General features: G+C 67.5%; 17 protein-coding genes. 16 read left to right on the forward strand and 1 reads right to left on the reverse strand.

The annotated features are described in order from the left end of the window. Nucleotides 1-36: 36 nt before the first annotated feature. The gene (locus M5D76_RS02655; protein ID WP_248921836.1) at nucleotides 37-825 is read right to left on the reverse strand and encodes a MurR/RpiR family transcriptional regulator; all 789 of its coding nucleotides are present in this window, start codon (nucleotides 823-825) and stop codon (nucleotides 37-39) included. Between the two features lie 217 nt (nucleotides 826-1,042). Between M5D76_RS02655 and M5D76_RS02660 the strand changes: the two genes are divergently transcribed. From M5D76_RS02660 to M5D76_RS02735, 16 genes are all read left to right on the forward strand, one after another. Further along, complete coding sequence (locus M5D76_RS02660) at nucleotides 1,043-2,368, forward strand: family 4 glycosyl hydrolase (protein WP_248921837.1); 1,326 nt, start codon at nucleotides 1,043-1,045, stop codon at nucleotides 2,366-2,368. 92 nt (nucleotides 2,369-2,460) lie between these two features. Then, nucleotides 2,461-4,032 carry a PTS transporter subunit EIIC gene (locus M5D76_RS02665; protein WP_248921838.1) on the forward strand — a complete coding sequence of 524 codons (1,572 nt, stop codon included), beginning with the start codon at nucleotides 2,461-2,463 and terminating at the stop codon, nucleotides 4,030-4,032. An 8-nt stretch (nucleotides 4,033-4,040) separates the two neighbouring features. Then, on the forward strand, nucleotides 4,041-4,577 hold the full coding sequence (locus M5D76_RS02670) for a PTS sugar transporter subunit IIA (protein ID WP_248921839.1): 537 nt from the start codon (nucleotides 4,041-4,043) through the stop codon (nucleotides 4,575-4,577). Nucleotides 4,578-4,981: 404 nt separating this feature from the next. Then, nucleotides 4,982-5,602: a 50S ribosomal protein L3 gene (gene rplC, locus M5D76_RS02675; RefSeq protein ID WP_248921840.1), complete on the forward strand. Its 621-nt coding sequence runs from the start codon at nucleotides 4,982-4,984 to the stop codon at nucleotides 5,600-5,602. 44 nt (nucleotides 5,603-5,646) lie between these two features. Beyond that, complete coding sequence (gene rplD / locus M5D76_RS02680; protein ID WP_248921841.1) at nucleotides 5,647-6,273, forward strand: 50S ribosomal protein L4; 627 nt, start codon at nucleotides 5,647-5,649, stop codon at nucleotides 6,271-6,273. Continuing rightward, entirely contained in the window at nucleotides 6,273-6,578 is a 306-nt protein-coding gene (rplW, locus tag M5D76_RS02685) for a 50S ribosomal protein L23 (RefSeq protein ID WP_248921842.1), read from the forward strand. Before rplD ends, rplW begins: the two co-directional genes overlap by 1 nt. A 132-nt stretch (nucleotides 6,579-6,710) precedes the next feature. Beyond that, nucleotides 6,711-7,547: a 50S ribosomal protein L2 gene (gene rplB / locus M5D76_RS02690; RefSeq protein ID WP_248921843.1), complete on the forward strand. Its 837-nt coding sequence runs from the start codon at nucleotides 6,711-6,713 to the stop codon at nucleotides 7,545-7,547. A 28-nt stretch (nucleotides 7,548-7,575) separates the two neighbouring features. Then, a complete protein-coding gene (gene rpsS, locus M5D76_RS02695; protein ID WP_248921844.1) occupies nucleotides 7,576-7,836 on the forward strand; it encodes a 30S ribosomal protein S19 in 261 nt (86 codons plus the stop codon). A 17-nt stretch (nucleotides 7,837-7,853) separates the two neighbouring features. Continuing rightward, complete coding sequence (gene rplV / locus M5D76_RS02700) at nucleotides 7,854-8,207, forward strand: 50S ribosomal protein L22 (protein WP_248921845.1); 354 nt, start codon at nucleotides 7,854-7,856, stop codon at nucleotides 8,205-8,207. A gap of 7 nt (nucleotides 8,208-8,214) precedes the next feature. Beyond that, complete coding sequence (rpsC, locus tag M5D76_RS02705) at nucleotides 8,215-8,928, forward strand: 30S ribosomal protein S3 (protein WP_248921846.1); 714 nt, start codon at nucleotides 8,215-8,217, stop codon at nucleotides 8,926-8,928. Further along, the gene (gene rplP, locus M5D76_RS02710) at nucleotides 8,928-9,353 is read left to right on the forward strand and encodes a 50S ribosomal protein L16 (RefSeq protein ID WP_248921847.1); all 426 of its coding nucleotides are present in this window, start codon (nucleotides 8,928-8,930) and stop codon (nucleotides 9,351-9,353) included. The genes rpsC and rplP overlap by 1 nt, the downstream gene beginning before the upstream one ends. A 6-nt stretch (nucleotides 9,354-9,359) precedes the next feature. Beyond that, a complete protein-coding gene (gene rpmC, locus M5D76_RS02715; RefSeq protein ID WP_248921848.1) occupies nucleotides 9,360-9,575 on the forward strand; it encodes a 50S ribosomal protein L29 in 216 nt (71 codons plus the stop codon). A 16-nt stretch (nucleotides 9,576-9,591) separates the two neighbouring features. Next, on the forward strand, nucleotides 9,592-9,858 hold the full coding sequence (rpsQ, locus tag M5D76_RS02720; RefSeq protein ID WP_248921849.1) for a 30S ribosomal protein S17: 267 nt from the start codon (nucleotides 9,592-9,594) through the stop codon (nucleotides 9,856-9,858). Between the two features lie 70 nt (nucleotides 9,859-9,928). Continuing rightward, nucleotides 9,929-10,297, forward strand: a complete 369-nt coding sequence (rplN, locus tag M5D76_RS02725; RefSeq protein ID WP_248921850.1) for a 50S ribosomal protein L14 — start codon at nucleotides 9,929-9,931, stop codon at nucleotides 10,295-10,297. 14 nt (nucleotides 10,298-10,311) lie between these two features. Further along, nucleotides 10,312-10,626, forward strand: coding sequence for a 50S ribosomal protein L24 (rplX, locus tag M5D76_RS02730; RefSeq protein ID WP_248921851.1), 315 nt, complete (start codon nucleotides 10,312-10,314; stop codon nucleotides 10,624-10,626). A gap of 189 nt (nucleotides 10,627-10,815) precedes the next feature. Then, nucleotides 10,816-26,172, forward strand: a complete 15,357-nt coding sequence (locus M5D76_RS02735) for an MBG domain-containing protein (protein ID WP_248921852.1) — start codon at nucleotides 10,816-10,818, stop codon at nucleotides 26,170-26,172. The last annotated feature ends 136 nt before the right edge of the window (nucleotides 26,173-26,308 follow it).

Genomic DNA, 26,308 nt, shown 5'->3' on the forward strand with positions numbered 1-26,308 from the left:
AGCTGCCGAGAAGAGCGTGCCGTCCCGGTCGGGGCCCTATGCCGTGGCCTCGCTCTTTTCGGCCTGCTCGGTCGCGTCGTCCTGAGCCCGCATCGAGCGCAGCTCGAAGTAGCGCTCGAAGATCCTCTCCATCACGTAGTAGAAGCACAGGCGGCTCGTGAGGTCCATCCCGTCGTAGGCAATGTGCTTGTCCATCGCGTAGAGCGCGATGTCGGCCTGGGCCGCGAGGCGGTTCTTCGAGAGTCCCGTCAGCGTGACGAGCGTGGCGCCGTGCGACTTGGCGATCGCCGCCGCCTCGACGGAGACCTTGGTCTCGCCGGTGACGCTCACGCAGAATACGACGTTGGGTGCCTCGGCGCGCTTGGCGGCGTGACGCATGACGTGGCGCTCGGTGTAGACGACGGAGTCCTTGCCCATGATGGTGAGCCTGCGACTCATGCCCTCGCAGGGCAGCGCCGAGAGTCCCGACGCGAAGAAGTCGACGCGCCTTGCCGCGTCGAGCGCCTCGACCACCTGGTCGACGAGGTCGTCGCTCAGCAGGTCGCTCGTCCGGATGATCTGCTCGTCGAGGCTCGTCCGCTCCATGACGAACCCCGCCTCGCGGAGCGACAGCAGGTACGACGTCTTGAGGTCGTTGAAGCCCTTGTAGCCGAGCTTGTGCGCGAGGCGCGTGATCGTGTTCGGCGCGACGTAGAAGTGGTCGGCCACCGAGCGGGCGGTCAGGTCGCGAACGCCTTCCTTGCTCGCGATGACGTAGCGGAGGATGTCCGCGTCAAGGTCGTTGAGCCTCTCGGCGTTCTCTGACACTGCCTCGTAGAACTCCATGGCATCCTCCGCGTCGACGGGACCGGGTCGCGCCCGGCGTGTACGAATACACCACCTCGTGTCACAACCCGAAAAGTGTATCGCCCCACCAAAACGGCTCGCAACGCCGTTCGGCAAATTGGTTCGGCGTTACAACAATTGCGACGCCCCTCCCGCGAACCCGGGTGCGGACGGGCGCCACATGGCAGTCTCAACAATGCGAGGAAAGTGGTCTTCGATGAAGGACAAGCTCAACATCGTAATCGTCGGCGGCGGATCCACCTGGTGCCCCGGCATCCTCAAGTCGCTCACCAAGCACCTGGACATCTTCCCGCTCGCCCGCGTCATCATGTTCGACACCGACGCCGAGCGCCAGGCGGTCATCGGCGAGTTCGGCAAGATCCTCTTCGCCGAGGAGGCCCCCGGCGTCGAGTTCGACTACACCACCGACAAGGACGTGGCCTACGACGACGTCGACTTCGTCCTGTGCCAGATCCGCACCGGCGGCTACGAGATGCGCGACAAGGACGAGAAGATCCCGCTGCACATGGGGCTCATCGGCCAGGAGACCGTCGGTGCCGGCGGCATGGCCTACGGCATCCGCTCGATGACCGACATGATCGAGATCGTGCGCGACGTTCGCGCCCGCAGCCCCAAGGCCTGGATCATCAACTACACCAACCCCGCCGCGCTCGTCGCCTACGGCCTGCAGAAGGCCTTCCCGGAGGAGGACCACATCCTCAACATCTGCGACCAGCCGGTGAACCTGCTGCGCTCCTACGGCCGCCTGCTCGACCGCGACGCCAGCGAGTTCGAGCCCGTCTACTTCGGCCTCAACCACTTCGGTTGGTTCACGCACCTCTACGACAAGGCCGGCAACGACCTCGTTCCCACCATCAAGGAGTTCGTCGCGAAGAACGGCTTCAAGCCCGTCGATGCCGAGCAGCGCGACCAGTCCTGGCTCGACACCTACGCCATGGTCGCCGACATGCTGCGCGACTTCCCGGACTACCTGCCCAACACGTACCTGCAGTACTACCTCTACCCCAAGTACAAGCTGGCGCACCTCGACCCGGACTACACCCGCTCGGACGAGGTCATCAACGGGCGAGAGAAGCGCGTCTTCGAGGAGTGCCGCCGCGTCGCGAAGGCCGGCACCGCCAAGGGCTCCTCGGTCGTCCAGAACGACGCCCACGGCGACATGATCGTCGAGGTGTCCTCGGCCATCTACCGCAACACCCGCAAGACCTTCGTCGTCATGGTGAAGAACGACGGCATCATCGCCGACTTCCCCGATGACGCGATGGTCGAGGTGGCCGCGAGCGTCGGCAGCAACGGCCCCGAGCCCTACGCCGTCGGCAAGATCGGCCCCTTCTACCACGGCCTCATGGTCAACCAGTACTCCTACGAGCGCCTCGCGATCGAGGCCTACTTCGAGCACTCCTACGAGAAGGCGCTCCAGGCGCTCACGCTCAACAGGCTCGTCAACGACGCGAAGGACGCCCGCGTCGTGCTCGACAAGCTCATCGAGGCGAACAAGGGCTACTGGCCCGAGCTCGCCTAGCTCTTCTCGCCCGGTCGGCGCTGTCGCCGGCCGGGCCTAGTCCGTCCCATGCGAGGGGATATGGGAAACCGTTCACTGCGAGAGGATTCAAGATGAATAAAGAAGAGGTGCTTGGAAGGTTCCAGCGTCTGGGCAAGGTGCTCATGACGCCCGTCCTCATCCTGCCGATCGCCGGCATCCTGGTCGGTCTCGGCAACGCGTTCACCAGTAAGTCGCTCATTGCCGTGGCGCCCTGGCTCGGCACGATAGTCCCCAAGATGATCTTCACGCTCTGCAAGGTCTCGGGCAACGTGGTCATGAACAACATCCCGGCGATCTTCGCCATCTGCGTCGCCTATGGCTTCGCCCGTTCCGAGAAGGCCACGGCCGCGCTCTGCGGGTTCCTCGGCTACATGACGATGAACACGGTCATGGGGACCTTCCTCACGACCCTCGGCGTCATCGACCCGGCGCACCTCGCCACCGGACAGTCGGCGATCCTGGGCGTGACGACGCTCGACACCGGCGTCATCGGCGGACTTGCGGTCGGCGCCCTCGTCGCATGGCTCCACAACCGCTACTACAAGATCGAGCTGCCGCCCGTGCTCTCCATCTTCAACGGCACGCGCTTCATCCCCGCGGTCACGATCTTCTCCTGCACCCTGCTCGGCCTCGTCATGTCCTTCGTGTTCCCGCCGATCCAGGGAGCGCTGGGCATGCTGAGCGAGTTCATCCGCTCGGCGGGCGCCCTGGGTGGCTTCGTCTACGGCTCCGCCGAGAGGCTCCTGCTTCCCTTCGGCCTGCACCACTTCGTGTACCTGCCCTTCATGTTCACGAGCCTCGGCGGCACCGCGACCATCGACGGCGTCGACCTCACGGGCGCGGTCAACATCTACAACGGCATCCTCAACTCCGCGTCGACGCCCTTCGACATCGAGGTCAGCCGCTTCGTCATGAACGGCAAGGTCATCTTCGCCATGTTCGGCCTCACGGGCGCGGCCCTCGCGTTCTGGCGCACCGCCCTGCCCGAGAACAAGAAGAAGGTCGGCGCGCTCATGATCGCCGTCGTTATCCCGTGCTTCTTCATGGGCATCACCGAGCCGATCGAGTACTCCTTCCTCTTCATCGCGCCCATCCTCTACGTGTTCCACGCGATCATGGCCGGCCTCGCCTACGCCCTGACCTACCTCCTGAACTTCAACGTCGCCGGCTCCGCGGCGTTCGGCGGACCGTTCCTCTCCATGGTGTTCAACGGCATCATGGGCGCCGACAAGGGCTCCAACTGGATGGTGATCCTCGTCCTCGGCCCCGTGTACTTCGCCGCGTACTACTTCTTCTTCAAGACCGTCATCCTCAAGAAGCAGCTCAAGACCCCGGGCCGCGAGGACCTCTCCGACGAGGAGGGCGCCGCTGACGCCCCCGCGAGCGACGAGGCCATCAGCGAGGTCATCCCCAAGATCATCGAGGCCGTGGGTGGCGCCGACAACATCAAGAGCGCCGACGCCTGCTTCACCCGCCTGCGCCTCCAGCTCTCCGACGAGAGCATCGTCGCCGACGACGGCGTCTTCACCCGCGAGCTCGGCGCCAACGGCATCGTGCACGTCAGCGGCGGCGTCCAGATCGTCTACGGCAACAAGGCCGGGCTCTACGCGACCCAGATGCGCGAAGCCCTCGAGAGGGAGTAGTGGTCGCCATGCTGGCAAGCCTTCTCTCCCGCGTGAGGCACGCAGCCTCGACGCCTGCCGCACCCGCCCCGACGCAACGGGCGGCCGAGAAGAGCCGGGGCCTTGCCGTCCGCTGCCCCGTGGAGGGCGAGATCAAGCCCCTCGAGAGCTGCTCCGACGAGGTGTTCGCGAAGGGAATGATGGGGCCCGGCGCGCTCGTGCTGCCCCGCGACGGCAAGGTCGTCGCTCCCGTGGACGGGAAGATCGAGGTGCTCTTCGACACGCTCCACGCCTTCGGCTTCAGGACCGCTGACGGCGTCGAGGTCATGCTGCACGTCGGCATCGACACCGTCGAGCTCGGGGGCGACCCCTTCGTGGCGCACGTCGCCCAGGGCGACACCGTCAAGGCGGGGGACCTCCTGCTCGACATGGACCTTGCGGCCATCGAGGCCGCGGGCAAGAGCAGCGAGACCCTCGTGATCGTCACCGACGCGCACGGTGGTGACGTCCGAATCGCTCACCTCGGCTGGGCCTCCGCCGGCGAGCCCATGCTGACCATCGCCTAGCCGGCCGGGCACGTGTGCCCCTTGCAAGGAAAAGCCTTCCTTCCCCCTTATGTGGCGGCCTCCGATTCGTCGGGGGCCGCCGATTCGTTTGGGGCTGACGACTCGCTTGCGGCCGTGGCGGCACGCTCCTCTCGTCATTTTTGGCGGGCGTATGTGCGAGTTTTGCAGGGATTGTGACCTTGAAAGTTCTTGTGCGTACCACGGTGCCGAGCGTGTACATTAGACAAGCTGCGCTTTTATGGCTATTGCTATGCCGAGCCACTCGTCCGCACCTGTGAGCGGGCGCCTGCCCGTGGCTGAGCTGGCAAATCATGAAAGTTCGGCACACGTCGGATGTGGTCCGCTGGGGGAGAGCTCACGATGGGCTCCTTTGGTCCCATGACCACCGAAGGAAAGGACCAGGAATGGTCAACACTATTCTCGGCCGCAAGATCGGGATGACCCAGGTTTGGGATGAGGACGACAACGTCGTTCCCGTCACCGTCATCCAGGCCGGCCCCTGCACCGTCTCGCAGGTGAAGACGAAGGCAACCGACGGCTACGACGCCGTCCAGATTGGCTTCGGAGACATCACGTCCAAGCACGTCAACAAGCCCATGGCTGGCCACTTCGCCAAGGCCGGCGTCGAGCCCATGCGCTACCTGCGCGAGGTTCGCGTCTCCGAGGGCGAGGAGATCAGCTGCGGCGACCAGGTGACCGTCGCTGACTTCGCTGAGGTCAAGAGCGTCGACGTCACCGGCACCTCCAAGGGCAAGGGCTTCCAGGGCACCATCAAGCGCTGGAACTTCTCGCGCGGCCCCATGACCCACGGCTCCCGCAACCAGCGCAAGCCGGGCTCCATCGGCCAGTGCGCCTACCCCGCTCGCGTCCGCAAGGGCCTCCACATGGCCGGTCACATGGGCGACGAGCGCGTCACCGTCAAGAACCTGAAGCTCGTTCGTGTCGACGCTGAGCAGAACCTCATGCTCATCAAGGGTGCCGTCCCTGGTGGCAAGAACGCTCTCGTTTCGATCCGCATGGCCTAAGGGCCCATCCACAAGACAAGCCCTAGGCAACCAAGGAGTACAACATGTCCAAGATCGAAGTTAAGAACGTTGAGGGGAAGGCGGCCGGCTCGGTCGAGCTTTCCTCCGACGTCTTCGGCATTGAGCCGAACATCCCGGTGGTCCACCAGGTCGTCGTGGCCTACGAGGCCTGCATGCGCCAGGGTACCCACTCCACCAAGAACCGCTCCGCCGTCTCTGGCGGCGGCGTGAAGCCGTGGCGCCAGAAGGGCACCGGCCGTGCCCGCCAGGGCACCATCCGCGCCCCGCAGTGGGCCGGCGGCGGCGTCGTCTTCGGGCCTACGCCCCACAGCCACGCCAAGCGCTCCAACAACAAGGAGAAGAAGCTCGCCATGCGCAGCGTCCTCTCCGGCAAGCTTGCCGACGGCGAGCTCGTTCTCGTTGACGAGCTGAAGTTCGACGAGCCCAAGACCAAGCTGGCCAAGGCCGCCCTCGAGGCCCTCGGCGTTGCCGAGAAGCGCGTGACCGTCGTGGTCGCTGACGACGACGTCAACACCTACCTCGCCTTCAGGAACCTCCCGAAGGTCACCGTCATCGGTGCCTCTGAGGCCAACACCCGCTACCTGATCGACAACGGCGCCCTCGTCATGTCGACCGCCGTCGCCAAGCAGCTCGAGGAGGTGCTCGCATAATGAACTCCGCCTACGAAGTCATCATCCGCCCGGTCGTCTCCGAGCGTTCCTTCGACCTCATGTCTGAGGGCAAGTACACCTTCGAGGTTGCCGCCAAGGCCCCCAAGGAGGAGATCGCCCAGGCCGTGGAGAAGCTCTTCAACGTTCACGTGAAGAAGGTCAACACGATGTGGGTCAAGCCCAAGAACAAGCGCGTGCGCTACGTCACCGGCAAGACTCGCACCTGGAAGAAGGCCATCGTCACGCTCGCCGAGGGTGAGCAGATCGAGGTTTTCGCCGCCCAGCAGGCTGCTGCTGAGGAGTAGGTAATTCGCCCGGACCCCTCGGGGTTCGGGCTGTTATGCCGCGCATGATGGATACGCGCGGTACCGTGGTAATCCGGTGTCGCCCGCCACTCCCTGAGCGGGTCGGCCAACGGAAAGAAAGGGAAAGAAGTAATGGCAGTTAGACACCTCAAGCCTACGAGCGCAGGCCGTCGCTGGCAGACCATCTCCGACTTCAAGGAGATCACCACCGACAAGCCCGAGAAGTCCCTTCTCGAGCCCCTGCCCAAGAAGGCTGGCCGCAACAACAACGGCCGCATCACCACCCGTCACCAGGGTGGCGGCAACAAGCGTCAGTACCGCAGGATCGACTTCAAGCGTCGCATGGATGACGTGCCCGCCAAGGTCGCCACGATCGAGTACGACCCCAACCGCTCTGCTCGCATCGCACTCCTGCACTACCTGAACGGTGCCAAGTCCTACATCCTCGCTCCCGAGGGTCTGCACGTCGGCGACATGGTCGTCTCCGGCACCAAGGACATCGACATCAAGCCGGGCAACTGCACGACGCTCTCCGAGATTCCCGTCGGCACGCTCGTCCACAACGTCGAGTTCCAGCCTGGCAAGGGCGCGGCCATGGCCCGCTCCGCCGGCACCTCCGTTCAGCTCATGGGTAAGGACAACGGCTACGCCGCTCTCCGCATGCCCTCCGGCGAGCTTCGCCGCGTTCTTCTCACCTGCCGCGCCACCATCGGCGTCGTGGGCAACGCCGAGCACGGCAACATCGTGATCGGCAAGGCCGGCCGTCACCGTCACATGAACGTGCGTCCGACCGTCCGTGGTACCGTCATGAACCCCGTCGACCACCCGCACGGCGGCGGCGAGGGCAAGAACCACACCTCTGGCCGTCCGTCCGTTACCCCCTGGGGCAAGCCGACGAAGGGCTACAAGACGCGCGACCCGAAGAAGGCCTCGAACCGCCTCATCATCCGTCGCCGCAACTCCAAGTAGTGATCACGAGTATTAGGAGATTCTAAGAATGAGCAGAAGTCTCAAGAAGGGCCCGTTTGTGGAGACTCGCCTCCTTGCGCGTGTCGCTGCCATGAACGAGTCCGGCAAGAAGGAGGTCATCAAGACCTGGTCGCGTTCCTCCACCATCTTCCCCGAGATGGTCGGTCACACGATCGCCGTCCACGATGGCCGCAAGCATGTCCCCGTGTACATCACCGAGTCCATGGTCGGTCACAAGCTGGGCGAGTTCTCGCCCACTCGTACCTTCCGCGGCCACAAGCAGTCGTAACAGGGGGTATGGAGTAAATGGCTAACAACAACGAGGTCAAGGCCACCGCCAAGTACGTGCGCATGGCGCCGCGCAAGGTCCGCATGGTCGTCGACCAGATCCGTAACAAGTCCGTCGAGAAGGCGCTCGAGGTGCTCCAGTTCTCGCCGCGCGCCGCTGCCGAGCCCGTCGCCAAGACGCTGCGCTCCGCCGTCGCCAACGCCGAGAACAACAACGGCATGCGCGCCGACAACCTTGTGATCAAGTACGCCTACGTCGACGAGGGCCCCACGCTCAAGCGCATCCGTCCTCGCGCCAAGGGCTCCGCTTCTCGCATCAACAAGCGCACGAGCCACATCACCATCGTCGTCGCACCTGGAAAGGAGGCGTAGGGGGAGTATGGGTCAGAAAGTTCAGCCTACCGGCTTCCGTCTCGGCATCACCGAGGAGTGGCGTTCCCGTTGGTACGCCGATAAGAAGGACTACGCCAAGAACCTTGGCAACGATCTCGAGATCCGCAAGTTCCTGGAGAAGAAGCTTGCCTCCGCGGCTCTTTCCCGCGTTGACATCGAGCGCGCCGGCGAGGAGGTTCGCCTCACGATCTACACCGGCCGCCCCGGCATCGTCATCGGCAAGAAGGGCGCCGAGATCGACAACCTTCGTGGCGAGCTCGAGAAGATCGCCCACGTCAACAAGGGCCAGGTGAAGGTCGACGTCGTCGAGATCAAGCGTCCGGAGCTCGACGCTCAGCTCGTGGCTCAGTCCATCGCTGACCAGCTCGAGGGCCGCATCGCCTTCCGTCGCGCCATGCGCAAGGCCGTCCAGTCCGCCCGCAAGGCCGGCGCCAAGGGCATCCGTATCCAGTGCTCCGGCCGCCTCAACGGCGCCGAGATGGGTCGCCGCGAGTGGTACCGCGAGGGTCGCGTGCCTCTGCACACCCTGCGCGCCAAGATCGGCTACGGCGAGGCCACTGCCCGCACCACCATGGGTGCCTGCGGCATCAAGGTTTGGATCTACCTCGGCGAGAAGCTCCCCGGCCAGCCTGCGCCCAACCCGGCGCTCGAGGGCACGAGCCGTCCCCGTCGCGGTCGCAACGAGAGGAGGGGCCGTTAATGCTCGCACCTAAGCGCGTTCTTCACCGCAAGGTCCAGCGTGGCTCCATGAAGGGTCACGCCAAGGGCAACACCGAGCTGCACTTCGGCGAGTGGGGCATCGTTGCCCTCGAGGCCCACTGGATCACCAACCGTCAGATCGAGGCCGCTCGTATCGCCATGACGCGCGAGATGAAGCGTGGCGGCAAGGTCTGGATCACCATCTTCCCGGACAAGCCCATCACCAAGAAGCCGGCTGAGACCCGCATGGGTTCCGGTAAGGGCAACCCCGAGGAGTGGGTGGCCGTCGTCAAGCCCGGCCGCGTCATGTTCGAGCTTGGTGGCGTCGAGGAGTCCGTCGCTAAGGAGGCCCTGCGTCTCGCTCAGCACAAGCTCCCGATCAAGACCAAGATCATCACCCGCGCCAAGTCGGACGTGGAGGAGTAGTCAACTATGAAGTACCAGGACATTCGTGAGCTCTCCGACGAGGAGCTCGCTCAGAAGCTCGAGGACGGTCGAGCGGAGCTCTTCAATCTCCGCTTCCAGATGGCTACCAGCCAGCTCGACAACACGGCGCGCGTGACCACCGTCAAGCGCGACATCGCCCGCGTCCAGACCGAGATGCGTGCCCGCAAGATCGCAGCCGCCAAGGCCGCGGACAACAACTAGTTCGCAGGAGTAAGAAATGGCAGATACCGAAAGCAGGAATGCGCGTAAGGTCCGCACCGGTGAGGTCATCTCCCTCTCCGGCGACAAGACCGTCACCGTGCAGATCACGTACCGCAAGCACCACCCCAAGTACGGCAAGATGATGACCATCCACAAGAAGCTCCACTGCCACGACGAGAAGAACGAGTGCGGCCTCGGCGACACCGTTCGCGTCATGGAGACCCGCCCGCTGTCCAAGACCAAGCGCTGGCGTGTCGCGGAGATCGTGGAGAAGGCCAAGTAGCGATCGTTTTCACCCACCTCCCAATGTGCCTTAGGGCACCTCTTGGGAGAACCCGTTCGGAGGAACTGTAATGATTCAGATGGAGACCATGCTCAACGTCGCTGACAACAGCGGCGCGAAGCGCGTGAAGTGCATCAAGGTCCTGGGTGGCTCCAAGCGCCGTTACGCAGGCCTCGGCGACGTCATCATGTGCGCCGTGCAGGAGGCTGCGCCCAGCGGCTCCGTGAAGAAGGGCGACATCGTCCGTTGCGTCGTCGTCCGCACGGTCAAGGAGACCCGCCGCAAGGACGGCAGCTACATCAAGTTCGACCAGAACGCTTGCGTTCTCGTCGACAAGGAGGGCGAGCCCAAGGGCACCCGTATCTTCGGGCCTGTCGCTCGTGAGCTGCGTGACCACAGGTACATGAAGATCGTCTCGCTCGCACCCGAGACGCTGTAGGGAGTGAGACACTCATGGCTAAGATGAACGTTAGGAAGGGTGACACGGTCGAGGTCCTGTCCGGCAAGGACAAGGGCGTTCGCGCCGAGGTCATCAAGGCTATGCCCGCTGAGGGCAAGGTCGTCGTCCGTGGCGTTGCCGTCGTCAAGAAGGCCCAGCGCCCGACCCAGGCCAACCAGGAGGGTGGCATCGTCGAGAAGGAGGCCGCGATCGACGTCTCGAACGTTGCTCTCGTCTGCCCCAGCTGCGACAAGCACACCCGCGTCGGCCACGACGTCGAGGACGGCAAGAAGGTCCGCGTCTGCAAGAAGTGCGGCGCCAAGTTCTAAGGCATCACCCATAGGACTTCAAGGGAGGTACGTCATACGGCGTACCTCCCTTTTTGTGTCTCGAGAAGAGCCTACCGTACGCCGCGGGAAGGGCGCCGTGTGCCTAGCGCATATGTGACTGTGACGACTTCCAATGTACCCTTAATCTGATTGGTCATATGATGTTATGTGCTCACGATAGGAGTCGCCATGTCCACTCGAGCGAGCAAGCGCACAGGGCATAACTCCAACCGCAGCCAGAATCACACCCCCAGACACTTCAAAACGCCACAGCACCTGCGCGACGAGGGCGAGCGCGCCCTCGCCAGCCGCGGCGTCCGCCCCTGGCACGTCGCCCTGAGCGTCGTGCTGACCGCCTCCCTCGTGGTGGCGGGCCTGCACACCGACGCGATCGCCGACGTGCTGGGGCTCTCCGCCACGGCCGAGCCCGAGCAGGTCACCGAGACGACGCAACCCGCGGCAAATGACGCTGCCACGGCCGACGCCACCGGCGCGGCCGCCTCTGGCGCAAGCGAGGAGCTCGCCTCGGCAGAGCGCGAGACCGAGGAGACGGGGCGCGCCGCCGCCGAGGAGGCCGCGCGCGAGGCGGACGAGGCCGCGGCCCGCGAGGCCGAGCAGGCGGCCGCCGCCGCGGAGGCGCAGCCCGCCGAGGCCGCCTCCCCGGCGCAGCCGGCAGAGCAGCCCGCCCAGTCCCAAGCCCCCGCGCAGGCCGACCCCGCCGCCGAGGCGGAGGCCAGGGCGAGGGCGGAGGCCGAGGCCAAGGCGAAGGCCGAGGAGCAGGCAAGGCGCGACTCCTTCGAGCTCGCGCCCGAGGGCGTCGACGAGGGCCTCGCCTCCGGCAAGGACTTCTCGAGCCAGCGACTCCTGATCGCCGGCGTCTCCCGCGACCAGCTGACGCCCGCCACCCGCGTCCTCTCGGAGCACGCGGGCATGTTCCTCACCCAGTTCGACAGCGCCGAGAAGGCCAGGAACGCCTACCTCTTCTACAAGGGGAAGCTGGGCGCCGCCCTCGTCGAGCCCGACACCACGATCTCGGCCGCCGATGGCGCCGGCTCCTCCGACGCCGTGGCGCCCGGCCAGATGAGCGAGACCGAGAACCCGCTCGCTGAGCTCAACGCAGAGCTGCCCGGCGCCGCGCCCTCGGGCAACTACACCGTGGCCCTCGTCGACACCGGCTACGCGGGCGCGGGCGTCGTCGACTCCGCGACCGTGCTCGGCGCGTCCGTCGCCGACGACAACGGCCACGGCACGGCCATGGCTGAGCGCATCCTCGAGGCGCACCCCGGCGCCCGCATCGTCTCGGTCAAGGCGCTCGGCGCCGACGGCCGCGGCACGGTGTCGTCGGTCTACGCCGCCATCGAGTACGCGCGCGCCGCGGGCGCCGACGTCATCAACCTCTCGCTCTCCGCATGGCGCCGCGCCGACAACGAGGTCGTCGCCGACGCCATCGACGACGCCGTGCGCGAGGGCTCGATCGTGGTCGGCGCCGCCGGCAACTCCGGAACCGACGCCTCCTACACGATCCCCGGCGGGGTCGCCTCCGCGCTCGTCATGGGCGCCTGCGACGACTCCGGCGCGCGCATCGCGAGCTCGAACTTCGGCGCGACGGTCGACGCCTACGCCAAGGCCACCTCGACCTCCCAGGCCGCTGCGGCCATGACCGGCTGGCTCTCGGCCAACCAGGTCGGCCCCGACTGGCAGGAGCACGTGGCGGCGGCCATCGCCGACGGCACCTTCTCCGACGGCGGGGCCTTCAAGAAGCCCGAGCAACCCGCGCCGGGCGAGTCCGAGGACAAGGACTTCCAGGCTGCCGACTCGTACTTTGGCATCGTCAACGGCGCCACGTACGAAATCCGCAATTCCGCAAACACTGAATACTCTGCGCATTGGCCCGGCAGCTCGAAGTGGGAGCTTAACCTGAACGTCACCAACTCCCACGGCAGGGACAATCAGTTCCAGTTCGATTATGACACCAGCCGTTCGAGCTGGTACATTCGCGCAAAGGGTGCTGCGCCCGGCAGTAACCCCATCTGGACGAACTATTGGGGACAAACCTCAAATGGCACGCCAATCGTCTCGTGGTACGTTGACGGGGCCTATACGACCCGTCAGTACACGTGCACGCTGGTCGGCGATAAGTATCGCATTCAGAGCAGGCAGAGCCAGAACGACGGGCTGAACCAGTGCGTCAGCGTTTCGAGCAGCAACTTTGCATCGAACCCCACGGTGAGCCTGCAGTCGTATAGCAGCACGGACCCACTTGATCTCTGGGTGCTTGAGCGCTGCTACTACACCGTCCAGTTCGATCCCAACGGCGGCTCGGGAGAGATGGCGGACCAGAACATCTACATGGACGAGGCCACGAACCTCAGGACCAACTCCTTCACGCGCGCGGGCTACAAGCTGGCGGGCTGGAATACCTCACCTGACGGCACGGGAGCACAGTATGCTCCCAGCGCCTCCGTAACGAACATGAGGACAACCAACCACGATACGGTCAAGCTGTACGCGCAGTGGTCGCTCGCCCCCGGCGACGACCTCGTCGACGGCGCCACGTACATGATCAAGTCGACGATCAACGGCGACTATTCGATGAAGTTCCCCACAACCGATGACTCCAACGTCGTCCTTGCAACGGGAAAGGGCCGTACCAACCAGTTCAGGTTCACGTTTGACGGCTCTACAAATTCGTGGCACATCCACGGCATCGACGCGGGTGGCGTAGCTGGTCGCGACTACGTCTTCTGCAACTACCAAAGCTGGACCAGCAACGGAACGCCCATCGTCCGCTGGTACCTGGGTGATGGCACGTCGTATACGAACACGAGGAAGTATGTCTTCTATAAGCGCGACGGCGGCTACAACATCCAAAGCCGCGCGACGCGCGACACCACGAACGGCTTCCTCACCGCATCGGGAACGAATCCCGCCAGCAACAGTGGATTCACCCTGCAACCGCGAACGGGCGACACGAGCCAGAACCTCTGGGATGTCGAGCGCTGCTACTACACCGTGAAGTTCAATGCCAACGGCGGCGACGGCACGATGGGCGACCAGCAGATCTGGATGGATGCGGCCACCGCCCTCAATGACAAGGCCTTCACGCGCGAGGGCTACGAGTTCATCGGCTGGAGCACGAGCCCCAACGGCTCGGGCACGATCTACACGAACAAGCAGTCCGTCACCAACCTCACGACCACCCACAAGGGCACGGTCAACCTCTACGCGGTGTGGAAGGCCAACCAGGCTGGCCTCGTGGACGGCGCGACCTACCAGATCCGCTCGGTGTACGACACCACGTATTCCATGAACTTCCCGACCGCCGACGACACGGCGATCACGCTGACCAAGGGGATGCAGCGCAGGAACCAGTTCAAGATGGTGTACGACCCCGCCTACACCGCATGGCGCATCGTGGCGATCGACGCGGGCGGCACGGCCGGCCGCGAGTACCTCTTCTGCAACTACTGGTCATCCACCGATGACGGCACCAACGTCGTCCGTTGGTACCTTGACAGCTCGAACCCCCAGACGCGGCGCTATAACATCTTCGCCGTCGGCGACAGGTTCGCCATCCAGAGCAGGGCCACGCAGGGCACGCAGAAGGCATACATCACCCAGCAGTCCACGTCACCCTCCTTGGGCATCTACCTCTATTCGAACGTGAACAACAACCGCATGCTCTGGGACTTTGAGCGCTGCTATTACACCCTCCACTACGAGCCCAACGGCGGCGAGGGAACGATCGCTGACCAGAGGCTCTTCATCGACCCGCTCTCCGGTGACGAGAAGAGCGTGGCGTCCGACGGCTTCACCCGCGCCGGGTACTCGATGACCGGGTGGAAGGTCGTGAGCGGTGCGGACTCGGGGAAGCTCAACACCACGCTCAATCCGGGCGAGAACGTCACCAACCTCTCCACGACGACGCACGCCACGGTCAACCTCCAGGCGCAGTGGCAGGCAAACGACTACTCCCTCACGCTCGACGGCCAGGAGGCAACGCAGGTCGGCACGACGGCGCTCTACTACACCTTCGACACCGACGCGTACTTCACCGACGAGTGGCACGAGAGCGCGGTCACCAAGGTCGACATCCCCGTGCGCACGGGCTACAACTTCCAGGGCTACTACGCCGAGCCGAACGGCGGCGGCGCCCAGTACGTCGCGGCGGACGGCACGATCGTCGGCAACCCCGCTGCGGTCTACTCCGACGGTGGAACCCTCTACGCCAAGTGGAGCGCCAAGCAGCTTACGATCGACGCGATCGCCGACCAGACCTACACCGGCGTCGAGCTGACTCCCGCACTCACGGTGCGCGACGACGTCACGGGCGGCGAGCTCGCGCTCAACGTCGACTACATCGCCGCGTACGAGAGCAACGTGGTCGTCGGCACCGCGACGGTGACGGTGACCGGCAAGGGCGACCATGCCGCGGCCGAGCCCGCCAGCGCCACGTTCAAGATCGTCCCCGCCGACGGCCTCGTCATCGACAGGCACAACGCCTCCGCCGGCTACGACGGATACGAGCACTTCTCGTCCGCGTCGGTCGGCGCGGCCACGCCTGACGCCGGCACCATCTACTACTCGGCGCACGAGATCGACCCTGACCACCTCACCGAGGCAGACGGCGTATACACCGGCCCGTCCCGCGTCGCGTTCGTCGACGCCGGCACGCACACTAGTTACTACTATGTCGTGCCGATCAACTACCTGCCCGTCTCGGGCACCCTCACGACCACGGTCACCCGCCGTCCCGTCAGGGTGCGCGACGCGAAGGCGACTGGGCGCATCTACGACGGCGGCACGTCGGCGACGATCGACAGCTCTGCCGCCACCCTCGAGCCCGCCAACGGCGCACGCGGCCTTCTCGTCCGGGACGATCATGACGTGACGCTCGAGTCCGCCGCCGCGACGGGCGTCGCTGCCAGCAAGGACGTAGGCCTCCGCGCCGTCACCGTGAGCGGCTACGCGCTCTCGGGAGGGCGCGCCGACAACTACACGATCGAGCAGCCCGACGACGTCGCGCTCCAGATCTCCCAGCGCCAGCTGACGTTCTCCTGGCCCGAGACGAGCTCGTTCACCTACGACCGCACGCAGAAGCGCTACCGCGTGTCGAGCGTGGACGGCTGCGTCGAGGGCGAGTCGTTCACCGTGACCGCCTACGACGCCGAGGGTGCGACGGTCGCCGCGGCGACGCGCGTCGGCTCCTACACGAGCCGTGTCTCCGCCATCGCGCCCGGCGCCAACACGCAGCTCTCCAACTACACCTGGGAGGGGGAGGCCTCCAGGGCCCACGCCTGGTCCATCACCAAGGCGCCCGCCGCGGATCTCGAGCCCCACGTGACGGCCGAGGGCGCCTCCGCCACCTACGACGGCGACCAGCACGCGCTGCCCGCCGTCCGCATCGAGGCCGGCTGGGCCGACGACGCCCAGATCACCTACGCCTACACCGACGACTCCGGCGCCGCGCACGTCGGCGAGGCCGTGCCGCCCAGCTTCAAGACGGCCGGCGACCACGTGGTCTCCTACACCATCACCTGCAACGACTACGAGGACGTGACCGGCTCCGCCACGGTCTCCGTCGCGACCAAGTCGCTCACCATCGCGGGCGCCCGCGCCCTCGACCGCGCCTACGACGGCACCAACGTCGTGGCCATCGACAACTCCGCGGCAGCCCTCGTGGGCGTCGTGGGGACCGACGACGTCACGATCGCGGCCGGCGCCCCCGCCGCGGGCACCCTCGCCTCGGCCGACGCCTCCGCCACGCCCTACGCGGTCACCCTCACGGGCGCCTACGCCCTGGCCGGCGCCGCCGCGGCCAACTACACGCTGAGCGAGCAGCCCGCCCTCTCCGCGACGGTGTCCCCGAAGGTGGTCACGCTCACCTGGACCGGCGGCAATGACTTCTCGTTCACCTATGACGGCACCGAGAAGAGCATCTCCGCGGCCGTGTCCGACGCCGTGGGCGGCGACGCCCTCGAGCCCGTCTACGAGGGCACCTCGAACCGCGCCACGGAGGCCGGCCGCTACACCGCCGTGGTCTCCGGCCTGAGGGCCGCCGCGGGCAGCGCGGCGCGCGCGGCCAACTACGCCGTGCCCGCCGACGCCGCGCGCCAGGCGTGGACCATCGGCGCCGGCGAGCTGCGCCTCAGGGTCGTGCCCGCCAACGGCGCCGACGAGGACGCCTTCCGGCTCACCTACGGCGACGCCGCGCCCACAAAGGACCAGGTCCGCCTCGTCGCCAGCGGCCTCGCGCAGGGCGACACGGTGGAGTCCGCGCTCTCCGCCTGGGACATCGAGATGACCTACTCCCAGGGCGCCGACGTCGGCACCTATCAGATCCGCGCGAAGGACGCCGTCTCGGCCAACTACCGCGTCGCCTATGCGAACAACGACATCCAGGTCGACCAGCGCCCCGTCAGCATCGCCTGGTCGGCCACCGACGGCTTCGTGCGCGACGGCGACGCCTTCGTCACGACCTACGACGGCACCGCCAAGTCCTACGAGGGCGCCGCGATCGAGGCGTCCTGCGTGTACGGCTCCGACGACGTCCGCGTCGGCACCTTCGAGGGCGGCACGAGCACGGCCGTCGGCTCCTACGCCGTCACGGTCACCTCGCTCGCGGGCGCCAGGGCCTCCAACTACGCCATCGCGCCCACCTCGAACGCCAGCCAGGCCTGGGCCATCCGCCGCGCCGAAAACTCATGGACGAGCGCGCCCACGGTCTCCGACTGGACCTACGGCAAGGCCGCCCAGGCACCCGCCGCAACCCCGCGCTTCGGAACCGACGTCACCTTCACCTACCAGCGCACGGCTGACGGCGCCGGCAGGAGCGTGACCGAGCCCGAGACCCCCTGGGGCTCCGGTCCCACGCAGGCGGGCACCTATACGCTCAGGGCGACCGTCGCCGGCACCGACGACTACGCGCCCCTCGCGGGCGAGAAGGGCTTCACGATCGCGCCCGCGCCCATCACCGTGACCGCGGACGACAAGTCCTCGGTGCGCACCGCCGCGACCGTCGCGCTCACCTACACGGTGACGGGCGACTACGTCCAGGGCGACGCGCTCGACGTGACGCTCGCCACGACGGCGGCGCAGGGCGGCGACGCCGGCATCTACCCGATCACGGTCGCGCTCGGCGACAACCCCAACTACCAGGCCACGCCGGCCAACGGCAGCTACACCCTCACGCGCTCCGACGCGCGCGTCTCGGCCTCGGGCCTCACCTGCACCTATGACGCGCAGCCGCATGCGATCTCCGTGAGCGTGACCGACGGCGCGGGCGCCGCCGTCCCCGGCGCGACGGTCTACTACACCGATGCGGAGGGCGGCTTCGGCGACCTCGTCTCCCAGGACGTGCTCGACCGCATCTGGAGCACAGACACCGCCACCTACCAGGAGGCCATCGCCGAGCTGAGGCAGGCGCTGCAGCAGGGAGGCTATCCCACGCAGAGCCAGGCCCAGACGGACGCGGGAACCAAGACGGTCCACTTCGTCGTGGTCTCCCAGAACACCAACCCCGACATCATCACCGGCAGCAAGGAGGTCACGGTCACCAAGGCGCCGCTCGCCGTGACCGCGAACCCCGCCGCCGTCACCTACGGCCAGGCCCCCGCCAACGCCGGCGTGACGAGCGCGGGACTCGTGGGCGGACAGACCCTCGACCAGCTGGGCACCGTCTCCTACGAGTACACCTACGCCCAGCACCAGGACGTCGGCTCGGGCGCCTTCTCCATCGCGCCCACGCTCGTCCCGGCGGCCGCGCAGCAGCGCGCCTTCGACAACTACCAGCTCTCCTACGTCCCCGGCACGCTCTCGGTCGCGCGCAAGGCCCTTGCCTTCGACTGGGCGCGCGATCCCGTCGAGACCGGCTTCACCGGCTCCTCGCACCAGGTGAGCGCCGCCCCGTCTAACCTCGAGGCCCCCGGCGGCGCCCCCGACGACGTCCGCGTGGGCTCCTACTCGGGCACGAGCGTCGCGACCGCCAAGGGCTCCTACGCGGCAGGCGTCGCCTCAATCACCGGCGCCAAGGCCGCCAACTACACGCTCGAGGGCAGCGCCACGGCCACCCATGAGTGGTCGATCACGGCCGCCGTCAACCGCATCACCCGCGTGGCGATCTCGTCCTGGCGCTACGGCGACTCGCCCAACTTCCCCACGTGCCAGGCCACCTTCGGCGCAAACACCGTCCAGTACACCTACTGGCGCCGCGTCGGAGCCGCCGAGCCCTACTCGTGGGAGCAGGTCGCGGCCCAGGACCTCGATGCCAGCGGCTCGCCCAAGGCCGCCGGCACCTACTACGTCTGCGCCTCGATCCCCGCGTCGGGCGACAACTACGCGGCCACGTCGACCACGCCGGGCCAGCCCAGCTCCGAGGGGCAGGACCTCTCCGGAGCGACCTTCCGGATCCGGCCGCGCAACGTCACGGTCACGGCCGACGACAAGCGGGTCACCTACGGCACGGCTCCCGCCACCCTCACCCACACCCTCTCGGGCGAGGACCTCGTGGTGGGGGAGGACCTCGGCGTCACGCTGACCCCCAGCTCGCCCCTGGGCACCACCACGCCCGCGGGCGACTACGACATCGTGCCCGCCGTCACCTCCGCCGACGCCGCCAACTACGACGTCACGCTCGTCCCGGGCACCTACACCGTCACCAAGGCGCCGGCCACGGTCGCCACGGCCGGCTGGCAGGGCACCTACGACGGCCTCGCGCACGGCGTCACGGTCACGCCCGCCGTGCCCGACGGCCAGGCCACAATCACCTACAGCACGACCTCCGAGGCCGACGCCCGCGACCATGGCACCACGACGCCGCCGACCTTCACCGAGGCCGGCGAGCACCACGTCTTCTACCACGTCGCGTCCGACAACTACGAGCCCGCCCCGCGCGAGGGGCGCCTCACGGTCCAGATCGACCGCGCGCCGCTCACCGTGCGCGCGGACAACAAGGCCGTCACGTACGGAGAAGAGCTTCCTCCGCTCACCACCACGGTGACGGGCCTCGTGAACGGCGAGACGGCCGAGGGCATCGGCCTCGCGCCCGTCGCGTCCACCTCCTATGCACGCTTCGACGACGTCGGATCCGGCTCCTTCGAGATCACCGCGTCGAGCCAGGCGCCTGCCAACTACGACGTCACCTACGTCTCCGGCGCGCTTGCGGTCTCGCGCAGGCCCGTGACGCTGACCTGGTCCACCTCCGCCTTCGACTACGACGCGACCGAGCATGCGGTGTCCGCCGCCCCGGTCAAGGCGCGCGATGCGGACGACGTCTCCGTCGGCACCTACACGGGCACCACCGCGGCCACCGAGGCGGGCACCTACACCGCCGCGGTCACGGCGCTCACGGGCGCCGACGCGGCCAACTACGAGCTGACGCCGGCCACCAACGACGAGTGCGTGTGGACCATCGCCGTGGTCGACAACACGTGGGTCAGCGCGCCCACGGTCGACTCCTGGACCTACGCCGGACAGCCGGCCACGCCTGCGGCCACGCCGCGCTTCGGCAGCAACGTCACCTTCGAGTACCGCCGCGTCGCCGACGGCGCGGGCGACCCCGTGGCCGAGCCGTGGGTCGCCTGGGGCGAGGCGCCCACGCGCGCAGGCTCCTACGAGCTGCGCGCCTCCGTCGCGGGCACCGGCAGCTACCCCGACCTGACGGGCACGTCGACCTTCCAGGTCCGCCGTCACGACCTCACGGTCACGGCCGACGACAAGGCGACCGACTACCGCACGACGCCGGCGGCACTCACCTACAGCCAGCAGGGCCTCCAGAACGACGACCCGCTCGGCGTGACCTTCGTGGTCGAGGGCCTCCCCGGCGGCGTCACGACGACCACGCCCGCCGGCTCCTACGTCGTGAGCCCGATGGTCACCGACGCCGAGGCGCTCAACAACTACGCGATCACCCTCGTCGACGGCACCTACCATGTGCTCGCACCCGAGGTCACGGTCACCGCGCCCGACAAGGTGCTGACCTACGACGCCGCGCCCCACGCGATCGAGGTCGCGCTCGGCCGCAACCTGCCCGCCGGCGAGGCGACCATCTACTACTCCGACACGCCCCTCGATCCGACGGCCGACCCGTCCGGCCACTCGACCGACCCGTCCGAGTTCACGCGGACCGACGCGGGCGAGCGCACCGTCTACTGGCTCGTGCACGCGCCCAACTACACCATGGTTCCCGTGACCGGCTCGACCAAGATTACTATCAACCCGCGCCCCCTCACCATCACGGCGCACCCCAAGGACATCACCTACGGCGAGGCGCCCGCCAACGACGGCGTCTCCTATGCTGGCTTCGCGCCCGGCGAGGACGAGCGGTCTCTCTCGGGCACGCTCGCCTTCACCTACGACTACGCACAGGGGCAGGACGTCGCCTCGGGCAGCTTCAGGATCTTCCCGGGCGGCCTGTCCAACCCCAACTACGCCATCACCAACGTCTCCGGAACGCTCACGGTCCACAAGCTGAAGGCGGTCTTCTCGTGGGAGCCCGACACCTTCGTCTACGACGGCGCCGAGCACGCGGTCAGGGCCAAGGTCCTGAACGCCTACCTTGCCGAGGACGTCCGTCCCGCGAGCTTCGCCGAGAACCAGAAGACCAACGTCGGCGCCTATGTGGCGAGCGTCGCGGGCCTCACGGGCGCCAAGGCCGCCAACTACACGTTTGACGCGGACGAGACGAGCGTGCGCCACGCCTGGACGATCACCCAGGCGCCCAACACCGTCACGGGCGCCGCAGTCGCCGGGTGGACCTACGACGGCACCACGCACGCGGCTCCCGTCGCGACCGCGGCCTTCGGCCAGGACACCATGCGCTTCGAGTACTCTGACCGCGCCGACTTTGCCACCACCACCGACGTGCCCGTGCACGCCGGCACCTACTACATGCGCGCGGTGGTTGACGAGACCACCAACTGGGCGGGCGCGATGTCCGTCGCAGTCCCCTTCACGGTCGAGCGCCGCAGCGTGACCATCGCCGCGAAGGACCAGTCGCGCAAGTACATTGAGGGCCTCTCGCACGACATGCTCTTCGCGGAGGCAGGCCTCTCCGAGCCCAGCGCCTACACGCTCTCGCCCGAGCCCATCGAGGGCGACAACCTCGGCGTCACGCTCGACCTCGCCTACCCGCAGGTCCCGGCAGAGACCGGCTACGGCGTGGGCACCTATGACATCACGCCCGCGTGGAACGGCAACCCCGACTACGAGGCGACCATCGCCAAGGGCGCCTACCGCATCACGGACGGCGACCTCAGCGCCATTGCCGAGGGCTGGTCGGGCACCTACGACGCGCGCCGCCACGGCATCTCGGTCACCCCGACCGTTGACGACAGGCCGGCGAGGCCCGACGAGGCGACGACGTACTACGCCACGACCCCGCTGGACGAGACGAACTACGCCACGGGCACGACCGATCCGCTCGACGCGTCCGTCACCTTCGCCGACGCCGGTGCGTACGTCGTGTACTACTACGTGCACTCCGCCAACCGCGCGGACCTCTCCGGCTCCAAGTCGGTGGAGATCGCCCGCGCCCCGCTCACGGTCCGCGCCGACGGCAAGCAGACCACATACGGCCAGGCCGCGCCCACGTTCACCGCGAGCTACGAGGGCCTGGTCGGCGGCGAGACGCCCGCGTCGCTCGGACTCAACGCGACCCTCACGTGCTCCTACCGAATCGGCGATGACGCCGGCCCCTACGCGATCGTCCCCTCCGGTGTCGACACGCCCAACTACGCCGCGTCCTTTGCGCCGGGCACGCTCGACGTCGCCCGCGCGCTTGCCACCTTCGCCTGGGCCGGCGGCCCCTACACCTACGACGGCACGTCCAAGTCCGTCTCGGCGGCAGTGGTGAAGGCCGTCGCGACCGATGACGTGAAGCCTTTGGGTTATGAGGGCGAGCGCGCCACGGATGCGGGCGACTACACGGCGCGCGTCACGGGCCTCACGGGCGAGTCCGCCAAGAACTACTCGTACGAGTCGTCCGAGGAGACCGCCTCGTACGCCTGGTCGATCACGCAGGCCCCCAACACGGTGAGCGTCGCGATCGAGGGTTGGACCTACGGGAAGCGCAACGACGCGATAAGCGCCCCGCGCCCGACGGCCGACTTCGGCGTCGACACGGTGACGTACACGTATCAGCGCACGGCGGTCTTCCTCCAGGACGGCACCCTTGCGCCCGTGGGCGAGGACCCGACCACGACCGTTCCCGAGGACGCCGGTCGCTACACCGTCACGGCGACGGTGCCCGAGACCAACAACTGGGCCGGCGCCACCGCCACCGCCGAGTTCACCATCGACCGCGCGCGGATCACCATCTCCGCGCATGATGCGGCGCACGTGTACACGCCCGGCATCACGCGCGACCAGATGATGTCCGACCTCGAGCTCTGGAAGAGCACGGCCTACAAGGTCGAGGGCGACTACGTCGCCGGTGACCCGCTGGGCGTGAGCCTCGGCCTGGACGACGTCACGTACAACGTCGGCAAGTACACGATCTACACCAACTGGCGCTACAACTCCAACTACGACGCCACCTGCGTCGACGGTTGGCTCTACGTCACCAAGGCGGACATGACCATCAAGGCCACCGGGCACACCGGCGAGTATGACGCCGAGCCCCACGAGATCGCGGTCACGGCGACCAACAGGACGGCCGGCGAGCAGTCCAAGGTCTACTACAGCGAGGCCGACTTCTCGCAGATGCAGGACGCCTTCACGGTCGAGGGTCGCCAGTGGACCATCGCCTCGGCCATCGCCGAGCTCAACGGGAGCAGCGCCGACAACACGGCCCTCGTATCCGGGCTCGAGGGCGCACTCGCCTCCTACGCCAGCGAGCTGCACTACACCAACGTCGGGAAGAAGGACGTGTACTTCCTCGTCCTCTCGCGCAACTACAACCCCGACGTCATCGTCGGCAACCGCGCGGTCGAGCTCACGCCCGCCCCGCTCACGGCGACCCTCGCCGACGCGAACCTTGTCTACGGCGACCCCGCGCCCACCTCGGTCGGCGTCACCTATGCGGGCTTCAAGGGTGCGGACGGCGAGGCCCAGGTGACGACCCCGCCCGCGTTCGCCTTCTCCGGCTACGGGGTCGGCTCGCCTGCTGGCACCTACGAGATCACGGGCTCCGGTGCCGCCACCGAGCACGGCAACTACGTCGTCTCGTGCGTGCCCGCGACGCTCACGGTCGCGCGCAGGGCGGTCCAGCTCAGCTGGGCGCCCAAGGCCGGCACGTCCTACACCGACCCCGGCGACAAGAGCTTCGCCTACAACGGCGCGTCGCAGGGCGTCGAGGCCGCGGTCTCCAACCTCGTGACGAAGGCGGGGGCGGCTGCCCCCGACGACGTGAGGATCGAGGACTACTCGCGCGACAGCGCCGTCGGCGTGGGCGACTACAGCGCCCAGGCGCTCGGCCTGACGGGCGCGGACGCCTCCAACTACGTCCTCGACACCGCTGACCCGCTCACCAACGAGAGCCTGCCCTGGCGCATCACGCGTGCGACGAACTCCTGGACGCAGGCGCTCTCCATCGAGGGTTGGACGTACGGCACGGCGCCGAACGCCCCGACTGCCCACTCCACCTTCGGAGACGCCGGCGTGCGCTACGAGTACCGCCTCGCCTCCGACCCCGGCGCTGCCTGGTCGGCCACGCCGCCCACCCAGGCGGGCGACTACGTGGCGCGTGCCACCGTGGCCGGGACCGACGACTACACCTCGCTTGAGGCGACGGTGCCCTTCTCCGTCGCCCAGGCCCAAATCCAGATCACGGCCGACGACAAGGGCTCTGGGTTCGGCATGGACGTGGCGGCCCTGACGTACCACGTCACGGGTGGCTACGTCTCGGGCGATGACCTCGGCGTCACCCTCGGGTGCTACGACGCCTCGGGCCTCGTCGACATGCAACCGCTGACTCCCGTCGGAACCTATGAGATCAGGGTCGGTTGGAACTCCAACCCGAACTACGCCCTCCAGGGCGGCGCGGCCGGCGGCCTCGTGAGCGGCCAGTACACCGTGTCTCGCGCCCACCTCGACGTCACCGCGTCCGACACCGCGTACACTTACGACGCCAAGCGTCATGGCATCGACGTGCTCGTGGGGCAGACCTACGAGGAGGGCGGCGCCACGACCTACTACTCGACGCAGGAGCTCACCTCCGAAAACTTCCAGACCGGCACGACCGATCCCCTCGACGAGTCCGTGTCGATCAAGGACGTGGGGCAGCTCGAGGTCTTCTACTACGTCGACGCGCCCAACTACGATGCCGTTCCGCTCAGGGGCAGGAAGACCGTCGTGGTCAATCCCGCCGAGCTCGTCGTCACGGCCGGGGCTGCCAAGGTGACCTTCGGCGAGGCGCCCGCCAACGGCGGTGTCACCTATGCCGGCTTCATCGAGGGCGAGGGCACCTCCACCGGCCCCGAGCCGGGAGTCCTCGACGGCGACGTCGCCTACGCCTTCGGCAAGGCCGACCCGTCGGGCGTCATTCCCGCGGGGTCCGAGTACCTGCCTGGTTCTGACGTCGGCGCCTACGCCATCGTGCCCTCCGGGCTCACCGGTCACAACTACGCCATCCGCTACGTCGCCGGCGAGCTCGCGGTCGAGCCGCGCGAGATCAAGGACGACATGTTCACGGTTGACCCGTCTGCGATCGCCTACGACGGCAAGCAGAAGGCCCCCACCGTGACGCTCGCGTGGACCGACGAGACGGGTAAGGCCTACACCCTCGTGGCCGGCCGTGACTTCGACGTCTCCGGCGAGCCCAGCTCCGCCGAGTTCGGCACCCACGAGCTGACGGTGGCGGGCAAGGGCAACTACGTCGGCGAGCTCACGCGCAGCTGGCGCGTCACCGGCAAGCGCACCGAGGTCACCAGCGCCGCGATCGGCGACGGCGAGGGCATCCTCGAGACCGACGTGCTCGTCGACGGCATCACGATCGAGGTCGACGGACTTACGGTCGAGCTGCTGCGTTCGCTCATGACGCCCGAGGAGCTGGCGGAGGTCGAGGCTGGAGCCACCGGCGTCCTCTACCTCCAGGTCCAGCGCGTGGACAAGCTCGTGGACGAGGACGAGGACCCGACGCTCGCGAAGCTCGCAGAGCTCGGAGCCGAGCCTGGACTCAGGCTCGACGTCACCCTCTGGAAGCAGGTCGGCGCCCACGCCGCCTCCAGGATCACCGACACGGGCGGCCCCGAGGTCACGATCACCTTCGACGTGCCCGACGACCTGGCGTCGGCTCCCGCGGGCTTCGAGCGCTCCTTCTGGGGCGTCCGTGCGCACGAGGGCGCGGCCGCGGTCCTCTGCGGGCCCAGCACCGACGTCACGATCGTCATGGGCTCCAGGCTCTTCAGCGGCTTCACGGTCGGCTACCGCGACGAAGAGCTCCCGTCCGGCCAGGGCGACGGCGCGCTGCCGGCGGGCCCGCTCGAGGAAATCGCGGCGCGCCTCGCGCCCACCGGCGACGCGACGCCGACGCTCGCCGTCCTGGCAGTCGCCCTCGTGGGCGCCGTGGCAATCGCCTGCGGACGTCGCCGCCGCCGCGACGACAGGTAGCGACCGGCGCGGTCATGCGCCAGACGACGGGCGGGCTGGGGGAGCGATTCCCCGGCCCGCCCCTTGCGTCGGGCATGCCGCGTGAGGGGAGAGGTGGCTGCTGCGCGGTCCTCGTGGCGCCAGGCGAGTTCGCGCC

Source organism: Olsenella intestinalis (assembly GCF_023276655.1).
GTDB lineage: Bacteria > Actinomycetota > Coriobacteriia > Coriobacteriales > Atopobiaceae > Olsenella_J > Olsenella_J intestinalis.